A 14,822-nucleotide genomic window follows, 5' to 3' on the forward strand; every position below is an offset into this window, starting at 1 on the left:
CGATCGACTAGGAAACGGACTCGAGTACGTCTTTGGCGTGACTGGCGGTGTTCACGGTGTCGAAGACTTTGGCGATGTTGCCTTCGCTGTCGATGATGTAGGTGACGCGCTTGGCGTAACCGCCCCCTTCGACATCGTAGGCTTTGGTAATGGCACCGTCTACGTCAGCCACCAGTTGGAAGGGCAGGCCGTATTTTTCGGCGAACTGTTTGTGAGAGGCTTCGTCGTCCATGCTGACGCCGAGAACGACGATATCTTTCCCTTGGAATTCGGGATAGGAATCGCGGAAGCCTTGGGCTTCTTTGGTGCAGCCGGGGGTGTCGTCTTTGGGATAGAAGTACAGGACGACGGTTTTTCCTTTAAAGTCCGAGAGTTTAACGGTGTTGCCGTTGGTGTCTTTGGCGGTAAAGTCGGGAGCAACAGAACCAGCGGATAATGTCATAGAAGCTCCTTACAAAACTTAATATTTTCTTCTGTATCCTATCATTCTTGAGGGAATCGTGCAGAATCTCGATCGAGATTTGGGGGTTTCGCCCGCGAGACGCCCAAGCAACCCCCCAAAAAAAACCGTAGGGGCGTTGCGTGCAACGCCCCTACGGTGGGATATCAAAGGGGATATCAAAGAAAAGTGTCAAAGAACGAGCCGCCTGACTTAAGCCGACATCGCTTGAATGATGTAATCGAAGTAAGGGGCCGTTTCCTCGGCATCTTCAGAACTCAACAACGCCAAGGACGCTTCTTTCAAGCAGCGCATGGCTTCCACCATTCCCGGCATGGGAACGCCCAGAGCGTTGTACATTTCCCGCGCACCGATAATTCCGATGGTTTCGATGGGTTCTTTGTCGCCTGCGAGGACGCCGTAAGTCACCAGGCGCAGATACCAACCGTAATCGCGAATGCACTGGTTGCGTTCGCGGTTTCCGAAGGCGTTACCGCCAGGGGCGATGAAGTCGGGGCGGCGCTTCCAGAGTTCTTGACTCGCCTTATTCACGATTTTTTTCTCGTTTTCGGCGAGGGTTTCGACAATGCGAAGCCGCTGTTCGCCCGTTTTAAAAAATGCTTGGATGCCCTTCAGCTCGCCGCTGCTGGGGTAACGGAGTTCGTCGTCGGATTTTAGAATAACTTGACTAACAACGCTCATGGTTTATAGAAATCGTCTCAAGATACGAATACTATAGGTAGTTTAGCGACTTTGCGACTCTCAACGAAATAAATGTCAACAATACAGCCGTCCGATAACACGCTTTGGCAACAGGGGCAATCGATCGCCCTCGATATTGAGGATCTCGCCGATAGTGGGGATGGCGTCGGCCGTTGGCAGCAGCGGGTGGTGTTCGTTCCCGATACGGCCATTGGCGATCGCGCGTTGGTGCGTTTGGTGCGAGTCAAGCCCCGCTACGCCAGGGGTAAAGTCCTCGCACTGCTCGAACCGTCACCGAGCCGACAGCGACCGCCTTGTATTGTTGCAGATAAGTGCGGCGGTTGTCAGTGGCAACATATTGAGTACGGGGCGCAGTTGCAGGGGAAACGCCAGCAGGTGGTGCAGGCGATCGAACGGATTGGCGGTCTGGAGAACGTGAGGGTTAACGAGGTTCTCTCGACGGGGGAATCTCTGGGATATCGCAATAAAGCGACGTACCCGATTCAGCGATCGAAAACGAAACAAATTCGGGTGGGGTATTACCAGAAGGGAACTCACAAGCTGGTTAATTTGAATCAATGTCCGGTTCAGGACGATCGCCTCGATCCGTTTTTGGCGCAAATTAAACAGGATATCCAGAAGCGGAAATGGTACGTTTACGACGAGAAAACTAATAAAGGCGAGGTGCGTCATCTGGGATTGCGCGTGGGACGGCGCACGGGAGAGGTGCTGTTGACGCTGGTGGCGCGATCGACGGAGTTACCGGGGTTGGAAGACCAAGCGAAAGCCTGGTTGCGGCAATATCCGGAGTTGGTGGGAGTTTGCGTTAATATCAACGGAAAACGCACGAATCGGATTTTTGGCGAGAAAACCGAGTGCATCGCCGGAGAGTCGTTTTTGACGGAGGAGTTCGCGGGGTTGCGGTTTCGGTTGGGTTCGACGGCGTTTTTTCAGGTGAATACTGAGGCGGCGGAGTTGATTTGGCAGGAGATCGATCGTGAGTTGGATTGGAACGGCGAGGAAACGGCGATCGATGCGTATTCTGGAATCGGCACGTTTTCGCTGCCGTTAGCCCGTCGGGTGCGTCGGGTTATCGGTTTGGAAATTCACGAGGATTCTGTCCGACAAGCCCGAGAAAACGCTCAATTGAACGACTTGACAAATGTGGAGTTTTATGCAGGTAGGGTTGAGTCGTTGTTGGGAGAGAATTCGCCGATTTTCCAAGGGGAAGGGAAACTGAATCCGAATTTAGTGTTACTCGATCCGCCGCGTCAGGGATGCGATCGCGCGGTATTGGAGGCGTTGTTACGACTGAAGAGCGATCGTATTGTTTACGTCAGTTGCAAACCGGCGACGTTGGCGAGGGATTTAGGGATATTGTGCGAGTCGGGGGTGTACTATATCGATCGAATTCAGCCTGTGGATTTGTTTCCCCAAACGGCGCATATTGAGGCGATCGCGTTTTTACAGAAGAGGGAGCAAAGCCCACGTCTTTTAAGCGTGGGACGAACGCGTTGAAGCTTTTAAGCTTCGATGCTAAAATCCGGATTGAGGTACAGGTAGCTAACCTCACAAAAAACCTGGCACCGAAAAGTGAGAACCTTGAAAACTGAAGTTTGGCGGTTCCGCGCGGAAAATAGCTCGTGTGGGTAAAAACTTCAAGCGTCAAGCACGGAGACTCAAATTTTTGGCACTCCACTGTACGGTAGGGCATACCGAAACAGGCATCCCCCCTTCGCCCCCCTTTCAAAGGGGGGTTGGGAGGATGCGAACGCTTGGGGAGATATTGGCCTCTGGGCATTTGACTTCCGAGGCAAATGTGTAAGCCAGATCGTTGAGCCAAGAATCCCACGAATTCTATTCGTGGGAGTGTCAAGCAAAACAGAACAGTAATCCGTAAAGTTTCCCGGTTTTCCGGTGTCGCTGGCGTTGGAAACTGAAGGTTAAAATTCAAGTCAGTTCGGGAGGGCGATCGATGTCCGTAACAGTACAGTCAAAACAGTTCCTCTAGAACCCCTTGCGCTCTAGATCCCCGGCATCTTGGAGATGCCGGGGATATTAAACGAGGATCTTAAACGAAGCCGGAGACAATTTTGGCAGAGTCAAATCAGAAGAACCGATATTTTCACTCGAAGATCGATCGCCCCTTTCACAACACCAATTTCCCCAAAAGAAGCCGCCAAGATTCCCCAAACTCACACCGCATCCAAGCCCGTCAACCCTAGCTTCACCGGGGTTTGACGTAACGCGGCCGTGGGGCTAAGCTAAAGGATGCTTTGTCGTGTCGTGGAGAGTATCATTGTCACCCGTGCGGAAAATCGTTCTGGCTGGTAACTGGAAAATGTACAAAACCCAGGCGGAAGCCCTGGAGTTTTTAAAGGGGTTCTTACCGCAAGTCGAAGACACCCCAGACGAGCGAGACGTTATCTTGTGCGTTCCCTTCACGGCGCTGGGAACGCTATCACAAAACTTGCACGGCGGACGGGTGAGACTGGGCGCTCAAAACGTCCACTGGGAAGACAGCGGCGCGTTCACTGGCGAAGTCTCCGCTCCGATGTTGACTGAAATCGGCGTTGATTATGTCGTCATCGGTCACAGCGAACGTCGCGAGTATTTCGGCGAAACCGACGAAACTGTCAACAAACGGTTGAAAGCGGCGCAAGCTCGCGGTTTGACGCCGATTCTTTGTGTTGGGGAAACTAAGGCGCAACGGGATGCCGGAGAAACGGAAGCTCACATCTTCTCGCAACTGGAAAAGGATCTCGTCGATGTGGATCAGAGCAATCTGATTATCGCCTACGAACCGATTTGGGCGATCGGTACCGGGGATACCTGCGAAGCGAAAGAAGCTAACCGCGTCATTGGGTTGATTCGATCGAAACTCACCAATGCTGACGTACCCATTCAATACGGCGGTTCGGTGAAACCCGGTAACGTTGACGAAATTATGGCGCAACCGGAAATCGACGGCGCACTCGTGGGGGGTGCGAGTCTCGAACCCGACAGCTTCGCGCGAATCGTCAACTATAACGCTTAAGCCAAAAAGCCGAAGCTAAAAAGCCTAAGCCAACCCCCCTTCAAAGGTAAGGATATTGAGAGACGCTTCAACCCGCGTCTCTCATTTTTTTTCTGGGTTTTCCGGCGATCGCGCTCAATTCCATCTCAGTTTGTAACGAGATCGATCGCCCTTTGTAACGTTATATAAACCGCGAATCGCCAAACCGCCGCTCTTTCGTGGTATTGCCCTCAAAAGGTCGATCGAGGGCTTTAAAAATATTAAAGAAACCTTGCCGCCACAAAGAATCCGCTTAACGTAGAAACAACTACGACACGCGGTCATATTGCCTTATGGAAAAATTAGAAAAATATCGTCTTCGCTGCACCCTCACCTTCGGCGACATCTACGGTCAAATTATTATTTGGCTCATCGTCATCTTCCTGAGTTTAGCCTCAGCCCTGGCGCTGTGGAGTACCGCCCGTCAAATGTACGCCCTGCTGACCGTCGGACTCATCGTCGTCTTATCTTTACCATTTCTGCTGTTCGCCTTCGTCACGACGCTTCTCAACCACATCGAAGTCAACGCCGTCGATCCCGCCGAAGAAAAAGCCAAAGTCGGCGCCAACCGTTCCGCCAGCCAGAACCCCGCACAGGCGGCGGGGTAAAGGAGATGAGGGGATGATGGGATGAGGAGATGATGGGGAGTCGGTGCGTGAAGTGGTAACATCCCATTGACCGGATTTCGGCGATCTTTTCATGCCGGCGTCACAGCATCCTACCACTGTTCACTAGAAAAGGGGCGGTACAATAGCTCAAACAGAGAGGAAACCGTTCGATTTCTCCTCATCTCATCATCCCATTATCCCATCATCCCATCATCTCTGCCAGAAACCATGTTCCAACACGACGTAATTATCGTGGGTGGCGGACTCGCCGGAAGCCGTGCTGCTGTAGAAATTGCCCGCACCGATCCCAGTTTGAACGTTGCGGTGGTGGCGAAGACGCACCCGATTCGATCGCACTCCGTCGCCGCCCAAGGGGGCATCGCTGCAACGCTGAAAAACGTCGATTCTGAGGACAACTGGGAAGCCCACGCCTTCGATACCGTCAAGGGTTCCGACTATCTGGCGGACCAAGACGCCGTGGCCCGCCTCACTCAAGAAGCCCCCAATGTCGTTATCGATCTCGAACATATGGGCGTCCTGTTTTCCCGCCTCGAAGACGGACGCATCGCCCAACGGCCTTTCGGCGGCCATTCCTATCGCCGCACCTGCTACGCCGCCGACAAAACCGGACACGCCATCCTGCACGAATTGGTCAACAACCTGCGTCGCTATGGCGTCACGATTTACGATGAATGGTACGTGATGCGCCCTATCCTCGAAGAGGGGGAAGCGAAAGGCGTGGTGATGTATCGCCTCGAAGACGGACAAATCGAGGTGGTTCGCGCCAAAGCCGTCATGTTCGCCACGGGGGGTTACGGACGTGCGTTTAATACGACTTCCAATGACTTCGCCTCGACGGGGGACGGGTTGGCGATGGCGGCGATCGCAGGGGTTCCCCTCGAAGATATGGAATTCGTGCAGTTTCATCCCACGGGGCTGTATCCCGTCGGGGTGTTGATTTCTGAGGCGGTGCGCGGGGAAGGGGCGTATCTGCGCAACGCTAACGGCGATCGATTCATGGAAAACTACGCCCCCAGTCGTATGGAACTGGCGCCTCGGGATATCACCTCGCGGGCGATCGCCACGGAAATTCGCCAAGGACGCGGTGTCAATCCCGATGGTAGCGCGGGCGGCCCCTTCGTGCATTTGGATTTACGCCACATGGGGCGGGAAAAAATCATGAGTCGGGTTCCCTTCTGTTGGGAAGAAGCCCATCGTCTGGCGGGGGTCGATGCCATCGAGGAACCGATTCCCGTGCGTCCAACAGCACATTATTCAATGGGGGGCATTCCGACGAACGTCCGGGGACAGGTTCGCAGCAGTGCGGAGGGTTTGGTGGAAGGGTTTTATGCGGCTGGGGAATGTGCCTGCGTCTCGGTTCACGGGGCGAACCGTTTGGGCAGTAATTCCCTCCTCGAATGTGTGGTGTATGGGAAAATCACGGGGGCGTCTATAGCACAAGACGTGCAAAAACGCAAGCTTCCTGATGTGGACGAAGCGAAATATTTGGAAGAGGCGAAACAACAGGTTCGGGGGTTGTTGGATCGATCGGGAGAGTATCGCATTCAACCGATTCGCCAAGCCTTGCAAGACTGCATGACGGAGTATTGCGGCGTGTTCCGCAGCGAGTCGTTAATGGAGCAGGGGTTGGCGAAATTGCAGGAAATCGAACAGCAAGCGCAACAGGTGTATTTGGGCGATCGCGGGAGTTTGTGGAATACAGAGATTATCGAAGCCTTGGAATTGCGAAATCTCGTGGTGGTGGCGAAAACGATTCTCACCTCGGCGGCGAACCGTCGCGAGAGTCGCGGGGCGCATTTTCGGGAAGATTACCCCAGTCGCGACGACGGTAATTTCCTCAAACATACCTTGGCCTACTATTCTCCGGCGGGAATCGATATTGCTACGATGTCCGTCAATTTGGGAATGTTCGAGCCGCAGGAACGGAAGTATTAAGGGTTGAGAGGCGGCGAGATCCCCGGCATCTTCAAGATGCCGGGGATCTGATGGGATTCTGATGACTTTGGGCTAAAGGGCGTTTTGGCGATCGCACAACCAATAGGTTTTCATCTGGCCTCGTCCTTTGACATCCACCATTCCCCGAGGTTCGAGAACGTACTGGTCTTTTAACTTCAAATAGGTAGCTTCCGTCACTTGAATTTTGCCCACCTGTCCCTGAGATTCCATACGACTGGCAATATTGACCGTATCGCCCCAAAGGTCGTAAGCAAACTTGCGAATACCAATCACCCCAGCCACCACGGGCCCGGTGTTGATGCCAATTCGCAACTGAAAGGGAATGCCGTTGTCTTGCTTGAACTGACCGATCGCCCACTGCATTTCCAACGCCATTTCCGCGATCGCTTCAGCGTGGTCTTCCATGGGCATCGGCAATCCCGCCGCCACCATATAGGCATCTCCGATGGTTTTAATTTTCTCCAACCGATAGGCCAAGGCAAACTGATCGAAGGTCGAAAAAATCTCGTTGAGTAAATCCACCAATTTCGACGGCGACATCTGGGCTGAGAGACTGGTAAAGTTCACCAAATCGGCAAACAAAATCGTCGCTTCCTCAAACCGTTCCGCAATACAAGTTTGGTCTTGCTTGAGTTGTTCGGCGATCGATCTCGGTAAAACGTTAAGCAACAGGCTTTCCGACTTTTCCTGTTCGGCCCGCAACGCTTCTTCAGCTTCCTTGCGTTTAGTGATGTCCTGCACCGTGCCTTCGTAATAGAGTAACTTTCCCCGTGCGTCTCGTACCGTGCGGGCGTTTTCCGAAGTCCAAATCACGCTGCCGTCTTTACGATACACCTGAGACTCGAAATCCGACACCGCCCCCCGTTCCTCCAACGCCGCTACAAACTCCGCCCGACGGCGAGGATTGACGTACAGTTGGGTGGTTACGTCCGTCAGATGCCCTTGCAAATCCTCTAAGGAGTTGTAGCCGTACATTTTCACCAGGGCGGGGTTGGCGCTTTCAATGCGTCCTTCCGGCGTGGTTTGGTAAATGCCTTCAGCGGCGTTCTCGAAAATGCTGCGATATTTTTCTTCGGCTTCCCGCAGGGCGTCTAAGACTCGCTTGCGTTCGGTGATGTTCCGCGCCACCCAAATGGCGCAGTTGTCGGGAAGGGGAGACACCGTCGCAGCAAACCAAACATCTACGGGGGCGCCAGTTTCCCGTTCTTCGACGGTGAGGCTGTATTCCAGGTTCACCGTTTTTCCAGTGTTTAACGCCCGTTGGATGTGACGGATGAAAATGCTGGCTTGGGTGGGGGGAAAGACTTCGTAAACGCTTTTTCCGATGCGCTCTTCGGTGGGACTGTAGAGGACTTCGGAGTTGGTGGAGACGATTTTGACGAAGCGTCCTTGGGCGTCGAAGACGGTGATGACGTCCGTCATGGCGCTAAAGAGCGCCCGCAGTTCCGCTTCGGATTTCCGCAGGGCGGCTTCGACGCGCTGGCGTTCGCCGATTTCCAACATCAGGCGATCGTTGGACTGTTTGAGGGCGGCGGTGCGTTCTTCGACGCGGGTTTCGAGTTCTTCGTTGGCTTGTTGGAGGGCTTCTTCAGCGCGTTTGCGTTCGGTGATGTCTTCGACGGTGCCTTCGTAGTAGAGGAGGGTTCCGTATTCGTCGCGGACGGTGCGGGCGTTTTCGGAAATCCAGACGATCGATCCGTCGTTGCGGTAGATTTGCTGCTCGAAGCCGACGACGCGCCCTTCTGCGTTCAAGCGTCCCATGAATTGGTGGCGTCGATCGCGATCGAGGTACAACAGGCGATCGTTACAACTGAGATTGGCCACCAACGCCTCGGGGGAATCGAAGCCGTAAATTCTCGCCAGGGCGGGGTTGGCGCTGAGATAGCGTCCGTCGGGAGCGATTTGGTAAATACCTTCGACGGCGTTCTCGAAGATGTTGCGATATTTGGCTTCGGCGTTTTTGAGACCCTCGATGGCGCGGTGGCGTTCGGTGATGTCGATACCGACGGTGAAGGCGGCGCGGCCTTCGTCGTATTTGCGGGCGGCGATGAGGTAACTGTGGGATTCGCCGTAGACTTTGGCGGTGATTTCTCGTAAGGCTTCAGTGTCGGAACTGGCGAAGAATTCTCTGAGAAACTGCTCGAAGCGATCGCTGGTTTGCAGAAAGCCGATATCTTGTCCGATAAAGGCTTCGACGGGGAGGTTGTAGGTGTTAGCCAGGTGGCGGTTGACGCCGAGATAGTGCAAGTCGGCACTAATCCACGACACCATCCCCGGAACCGCTTCAAGAATGGCTTGCAGTTGGTCTTTTGCCGATCGCAGTTCGTTTTCGGCTGTTCGCCGTTCGGTGATGTCGATACCGATGGTAAAGGCGGCGCGGCCTTCGTCGTATTTTTGCGCCACGATGAGGAAATCCCGCAACTGTCCGCGCACGTCCGTCCGCACTTCGCAGGTGGCTTCGGTTTGGGGACTTTCAAAAAAGCCGCGAATGAAGTTGTAAAATTCCGAACTGGCTTGCATGAAGCCGATATCTTTGCCGATAAACCGTTCGGCGGGAAGTCCGAACATGGCTGCTAACTGTTGGTTGACGCCGAGATAGCGCAAGTCGGAACTAATCCACGACACCACCCCGGGAACGGCTTCGAGGGCGGCTTCGAGTTGTTCTTTTGCCGAACGCAGGGCGTTTTCGGCCATGCTGCGTTCGACGATTTCCGCCACGAGTTGGTCGTTGGCTTCGATGAGGGCGGCGGTGCGTTCTTCGAGTTGGGATTCGAGATTGGCGTTAGCGTCGTTGAGGTATCCGCAGGCTTGGTGTTCGGTTTGGGTTTCAAGCTGCTGGACTCGCTGGCGGAGGGCGACGAGTTCTTCGATGAGTTCGGTTTTGGTTTTGTCTGTGTCGGGTTTCTCTGCGGTTCTGTTGTCTTCGTCTCTCATGAGATAGCGTCGCTCGACGGGGGAGGAAGTCATAGTGGTACCTGGCTTGCGATCGATTGCGGCGTGATGGCAAATTGCCGATGGTTGCACCCTAGGATGTCCAACGCGATCGTCCGGCGTTGAAAAAACGTCGTTCGACGGGAGCGAACGGCGTTTTTTGGTGATGATGCGAAGTTCCCCTGATTGATAAGCCTGTCGAACGGTTTCGATCGAATATCCGATGTCGTTCTAATTCACTATTGTAACGGTATCCTTGAGACCGCCAGAACAACGATCGCCCCTCCCACCGGGTCGAACCCGCTTTGAAGAAGCGTTTGACGAAGGGTTTGACGGCGTCTTCGGTAAACAGTGAAGCGGGATCGCCGAGGTGACGAAATCCCCGAAATAACGCCAAAGTATGAAGGGGTTTGCAGTCCGCCAGAAGGCGGTTCGTCTGAGTTTTGCTGTTATTGACGGTCATCATGCGATGTCTACCCTGATGTGATTTGATGCTCGATCGTAGATATCTTCGATCGTTATACAGGCGAAACCGACCCGTTTCCGGGGGATTTTCCCGATTCATAGGGGGTCGCGCTGGCTCGATCGCACCCAGTTCCCTCGGCCGCGATCGAGCCAGCGATTTCTATTCTGATTTTGACAATGTTTTGCCCTTCGAGTCGATGCGTGACCGGCGAACTTTGTCCACTCCCCACCCCCGATCGACTCTAAAGTTTTGAGGAAACATTGTTTTCAACCTCAATTCCATTTCCATGGAAAATAAAAATACACAAAAAACAGTATCTAAAAACAAAATATCCTGTTAAAATGAAAGATTAAACCCTATTAAAGTGCTGTTTTCAAATTAGAAAACGGTGTTTTGGCAGCGGCGATCGAACTGTCAAAATATCGACGATCGCGAAATCAAAAAAAACCGAGATCGCCAGAGTCTCTCGTCCTCGAACGCAGCCGTTTCGGTCGGAATATTTCTGAGGTCGATCGCGAAATTTTGACGAGATTCGATCGAATTTCCCAAAAACCGCCCCCTCCCCCCTGCCAACAGTACGCAATTCTCGCAGTTGTCAGATACCATAGGTTAGACTCGGTTTCACCTTTGGGGAAGTGGAGCGCCGTGCTAATTCCACTCGACTACTATCGAATTCTCGGCTTGCCGATTCAAGCGACGGCCGAACAGATTCAACAAGCCTATCGCGATCGCTCCCGGCAAATGCCACGTCGGGAGTACTCCGAGATGGCCGTTCGCGCCCGCAAACAACTGATCGACGAAGCCTATGAAGTCCTCTCAGACCCAGACGGACGGGCCAGGTACGACGCCACCTTCCTCTCCAAAACCTACGACCTAGACGAAACCGAGGCCGACGCCAGCGAAAACGGCACGGGGGCGCCCCGTGAGGACGCCCAAACCCCCAGCCTGGACATCGAAGACGAGCAGCTCGTCGGCGCCTTACCCATCTTCCTCGAACTGGGCGAATACGAACTCGTGTTAAAACTCGGGCGTCCGCACCTCGTCCACCGACCCAAAGACGAACTCTCCGGAACCGAAGCCGTGAGACGGGCGGACTTCGTCCTCACCGTAGCCGTCGCCTACCTAGAAATGGGACGGGAGCAGTGGCAACAAAGCCAGTACGAAAGAGCCGCCTCCTGCCTCGAAGCCGGACAAGCACTGCTGTTGCGAGAAGGACTTTTCCCTCAAGTGCGAGGAGAAATGCAAGCCGACCTCTACAAACTCCGTCCCTACCGCGTACTCGAACTGCTCTCGTTGCCGCTCGATCGCGACGTCCCCCGCCAGCGGGGGTTGCAACTGCTGCGGGACATGATTCAAGAACGCTCCGGAATCGACGGTTCCGGCGACGATCGTTCCGGACTCGATGTCGATGACTTCCTGCGCTTCGTCCAACAACTGCGCCAATACATGACCGCCGCCGAACAGCAACTGCTGTTTGAAATGGAAGCCCGCCGCCCCTCCGCCGTGGCCACCTATCTCGCCGTATACGCCCTCGTCGGCAGAGGTTTCGCCGAACGGCAACCGGGACTCATTTACCGCGCCAAACTCCTCCTCATCCAACTCGGACGCCGCCAAGACGTTCATCTCGAACAAGCCATTTGCGCCCTGCTTCTCGGACAAACAGAACAGGCGACGCGAGCCTTAGAACTCTCCCAAGAAGAAAGCCCCATCACCTTCATTCGCGAAAACTCCCAAGGCTCCCCGGACTTGCTCCCGGGACTCTGCTTGTACGGCGAACGCTGGCTACAAGAAGAAGTCTTTCCCCATTTTCGCGACTTAGCCAACCAAACCGCTTCTCTCAAAGACTATTTCGCCGATCCCCAAGTTCAAACCCACTTAGAAAACCTGCCCCCAGAAACCGAAGAATCGAATCAGTGGGTGGTCTCGGCCACCCAAACCGCACTCCCCCCGCCGGATTCGACCGCCGTGGGCGCCGTCCGCACCGCCCCGGAAACCCGTCGCACCGCCACCGCGCCCTCCAGTTTCCAGTCTCCCCAACCCCTACGATCGAGCGCACCCTCCTGGCAAGTGACCGGAACGCCCCAACCCTCCCCCAGCAGCGGCGGGAGTCCCGGCGGCGTCAATCTACCCTTGACCAATCCCTTCGGTTTGGACGAAGACGCCCCGCCTTCCGCTAGACGCAGCGGACGGCGCAGCAGGCGGCCTCGGCGCGGTCTCAAGATCGATCGCCTGGTCATCGCCATCATCGTAGGACTGGTGGGACTGACCCTGTTGGGCTTTATCCTCACCAGCATCCTGGGGGGTTTGGCGGCGATGCTGGGACTCTCGGAACCGAAAATCGACGAAAACGGCTTAGATATCGGCATCGCCGAGGCTCCTGTAGAACTGCCCGAAAAGAGGGAAACCGCCGCCGATGCCAACGCCCCCATCGATACGGAAACCGCCCGCGCCACGATTCAAAACTGGTTGGACGTGAAAGCGGACGCCATGGGAAGCGACCACCAAATCGACAAAATTCAAGAAATCCTGACCGGGCCGGCCCTAACCGAGTGGCAAGCTTTAGCCGAACGAGCGCAAACAAACGGCTGGTATTGGGAGTACCAACACGACCTGAACATCGGCGAAGTCACCCCCGACGCGGAAAACCCGAATCGCGCCGTAGCAGCGGCTCAGGTGCGCGAGCAAGCGACCCTTTACGAAGGGGGACAACCCACCACGGAACGGGACGACAATCTCAACGTGATGTACGAACTGGTACGCAGTAACGGCACCTGGAAAATTCAAGATTGGGTAGTGGAATAATCGGCGGTTCTGCGTCAATAATGGTGAGTTAACGATTTTCACCCCTGCATTTTTTACAGAGATGGTAGAACTGACCCCCAACTCCAGCTACAGTTTGACCTTGCGTTTTCGTTTGCCCAACCGCGCCGGAATGTTAGCCAGCGTCGTCCAGTCGATCGCTTCCGTCGGCGGTAATTTGGGGCAAATCGATCTCGTCGAACAAAACCGCAAAACCTCCGTTCGCGATATCACCGTGGATGCGTCGAGTACGGAACACGCCGAAAAGATTACTCAGGCGGTGAAGAATCTCGACGAGGTGGAAGTCCTCGAGGTGTACGATCGAACCTTCAATTTACACCGAGGCGGCAAAATCCACATTCAAAGTCGCTTACCCCTCAAAAGCCAAGCGGAGTTGGCCATGGCGTACACTCCCGGCGTGGGGCGCGTCAGTCGGGCGATCGCCGACGACCCGCAGTTAGTGTACAGTCTCACCATGAAAGGCAACACAGTGGCCATCGTCAGCGATGGTAGTGCGGTGTTGGGGTTGGGCAACCTCGGTCCCGGCGGGGCGCTTCCGGTGATGGAAGGGAAAGCCATGCTGTTTAAAGAGTTTGCCGGAATCGACGCTTTTCCCATTTGTCTGGATACCCAGGATGTCGATGAAATCGTCGCCACCGTCAAACATATCGCTCCCGTGTTCGGCGGGGTGAATTTAGAGGATATTTCCGCCCCTCGCTGTTTTGAAGTGGAACGGCGACTGCGGGAAGAACTGGATATTCCGGTGTTTCACGACGACCAACATGGTACGGCGATCGTGACGTTGGCGGCGTTGATTAATGCCCTGAAACTGGTGAATAAGTCCATGTCGGAGATTCGCATCGCCATGAACGGGGCGGGTGCTGCAGGTTTGGCCATCGCGCGGTTGTTGCGAAAAGCGGGGGTTGGGGACATTGTTCTCTGCGATTCGCGGGGGATTGTTTCGACGCAACGGGACAATTTGACGCCGCAAAAACAGGAGTTTGCCAGTTCCATGAGCGGAACCCTGGCGGATGCGGTGAAGGGGGCAGATGTTTTCGTGGGGGTTAGCGTTCCGGGGGTGTTGACGGTGGAGATGGTGAAAACCATGGCCTCCGATGCGATCGTTATGGCCATGGCGAATCCGATTCCCGAGATTCAACCGGAAAGCATTCAAAACGAAGCGGCGGTGATTGCCACCGGACGCAGTGACTACGCCAACCAGATTAACAACGTTTTGGCGTTTCCGGGGGTGTTTCGCGGGGCGTTGAACTGTCGCGCTTCCAATTTGACTACGAGTATGTATTTGGAGGCGGCTAGTGCGATCGCCTCCCTAGTCTCGCCAAACCAGCTCGATCGCGAGCATATCGTTCCCTCGGTGTTCGACGAACGGGTATCTACAGCGGTTTCAGCAGCAGTACAACGAGCAGCGCGTCAAGAAGGCGTCGCGCAGTGGTGACATCCTCCCGACGCTGACCCTACGGGTACAGCGCGGGCTTCCCAAGATCGCTCTTGAGTATTCCTGCCCCACGCCACTTATCTAGGTCATAGACCCCCGACAGACCGACGCTCGACTCGAATGATGCCGAACTCGGTTCGGCATCCGCTCGCTCGACTTGACAGGCTGTTTCCGTTCCCCAGAGTCCCTGGGCTACTACGTTCTCTAGTCCACGATGCAAAACCATCTCTGCGGCTGCATGGTCACGATGCGTTCGATAACCGCATTCAGGACAGTGATGCTCTCTGACTTCCAGCCCTTTACTCACCGTAGCCAGACAGGATGGGCAGGTTTGACAGGGTAAACGCATCAAATTTTTGAGCCGTTCTGTGGTAGAGAATGGGAGAGAA

The 14,822-nt window shown here is 54.7% G+C and carries 11 protein-coding genes; 6 read left to right on the forward strand and 5 right to left on the reverse strand.

The features are described from left to right. Nucleotides 1-7: 7 nt before the first annotated feature. The gene (locus ACP5D4_RS09180; RefSeq protein WP_428011323.1) at nt 8-442 is read right to left on the reverse strand and encodes a peroxiredoxin; all 435 of its coding nucleotides are present in this window, start codon (nt 440-442) and stop codon (nt 8-10) included. 210 nt (nt 443-652) lie between these two features. Then, entirely contained in the window at nt 653-1,141 is a 489-nt protein-coding gene (locus ACP5D4_RS09185; protein ID WP_428011324.1) for an allophycocyanin, read from the reverse strand. Between the two features lie 72 nt (nt 1,142-1,213). Between ACP5D4_RS09185 and rlmD the strand changes: the two genes are divergently transcribed. The 4 genes from rlmD to ACP5D4_RS09205 all read left to right on the forward strand — a co-directional run bounded on the left by rlmD (nt 1,214) and on the right by ACP5D4_RS09205 (nt 6,760). After that, nucleotides 1,214-2,659, forward strand: coding sequence for a 23S rRNA (uracil(1939)-C(5))-methyltransferase RlmD (gene rlmD / locus ACP5D4_RS09190; protein ID WP_428011325.1), 1,446 nt, complete (start codon nt 1,214-1,216; stop codon nt 2,657-2,659). A gap of 790 nt (nt 2,660-3,449) precedes the next feature. Beyond that, entirely contained in the window at nt 3,450-4,178 is a 729-nt protein-coding gene (tpiA, locus tag ACP5D4_RS09195) for a triose-phosphate isomerase (protein WP_428011326.1), read from the forward strand. Between the two features lie 311 nt (nt 4,179-4,489). After that, on the forward strand, nt 4,490-4,804 hold the full coding sequence (locus tag ACP5D4_RS09200) for a hypothetical protein (RefSeq protein ID WP_428011327.1): 315 nt from the start codon (nt 4,490-4,492) through the stop codon (nt 4,802-4,804). Between the two features lie 228 nt (nt 4,805-5,032). Continuing rightward, the gene (locus tag ACP5D4_RS09205) at nt 5,033-6,760 is read left to right on the forward strand and encodes a succinate dehydrogenase/fumarate reductase flavoprotein subunit (RefSeq protein ID WP_428011328.1); all 1,728 of its coding nucleotides are present in this window, start codon (nt 5,033-5,035) and stop codon (nt 6,758-6,760) included. Nucleotides 6,761-6,832: 72 nt separating this feature from the next. Here the strand turns inward: ACP5D4_RS09205 and ACP5D4_RS09210 are convergent, their stop codons facing one another. Together ACP5D4_RS09210 and ACP5D4_RS09215 are read right to left on the reverse strand one after the other, a co-directional pair. Further along, on the reverse strand, nt 6,833-9,748 hold the full coding sequence (locus ACP5D4_RS09210; protein ID WP_428011329.1) for an adenylate/guanylate cyclase domain-containing protein: 2,916 nt from the start codon (nt 9,746-9,748) through the stop codon (nt 6,833-6,835). 58 nt (nt 9,749-9,806) lie between these two features. Next, a complete protein-coding gene (locus ACP5D4_RS09215) occupies nt 9,807-10,178 on the reverse strand; it encodes a hypothetical protein (RefSeq protein ID WP_428011330.1) in 372 nt (123 codons plus the stop codon). Between the two features lie 645 nt (nt 10,179-10,823). Here ACP5D4_RS09215 and ACP5D4_RS09220 point away from each other — a divergent pair. Together ACP5D4_RS09220 and ACP5D4_RS09225 are read left to right on the forward strand one after the other, a co-directional pair. Continuing rightward, complete coding sequence (locus ACP5D4_RS09220; protein WP_428011331.1) at nt 10,824-12,980, forward strand: IMS domain-containing protein; 2,157 nt, start codon at nt 10,824-10,826, stop codon at nt 12,978-12,980. Between the two features lie 61 nt (nt 12,981-13,041). Beyond that, nucleotides 13,042-14,433, forward strand: a complete 1,392-nt coding sequence (locus ACP5D4_RS09225) for a malic enzyme-like NAD(P)-binding protein (protein WP_428011332.1) — start codon at nt 13,042-13,044, stop codon at nt 14,431-14,433. A 19-nt stretch (nt 14,434-14,452) separates the two neighbouring features. Here the strand turns inward: ACP5D4_RS09225 and ACP5D4_RS09230 are convergent, their stop codons facing one another. Further along, the gene (locus ACP5D4_RS09230) at nt 14,453-14,782 is read right to left on the reverse strand and encodes a zinc ribbon domain-containing protein (protein WP_428011333.1); all 330 of its coding nucleotides are present in this window, start codon (nt 14,780-14,782) and stop codon (nt 14,453-14,455) included. Between the last annotated feature and the right edge of the window lie 40 nt (nt 14,783-14,822).

Origin of the sequence: Baaleninema sp. (assembly GCF_049974805.1) — a bacterium.
Classification (GTDB): Bacteria; Cyanobacteriota; Cyanobacteriia; order Cyanobacteriales; family Geitlerinemataceae; genus Baaleninema.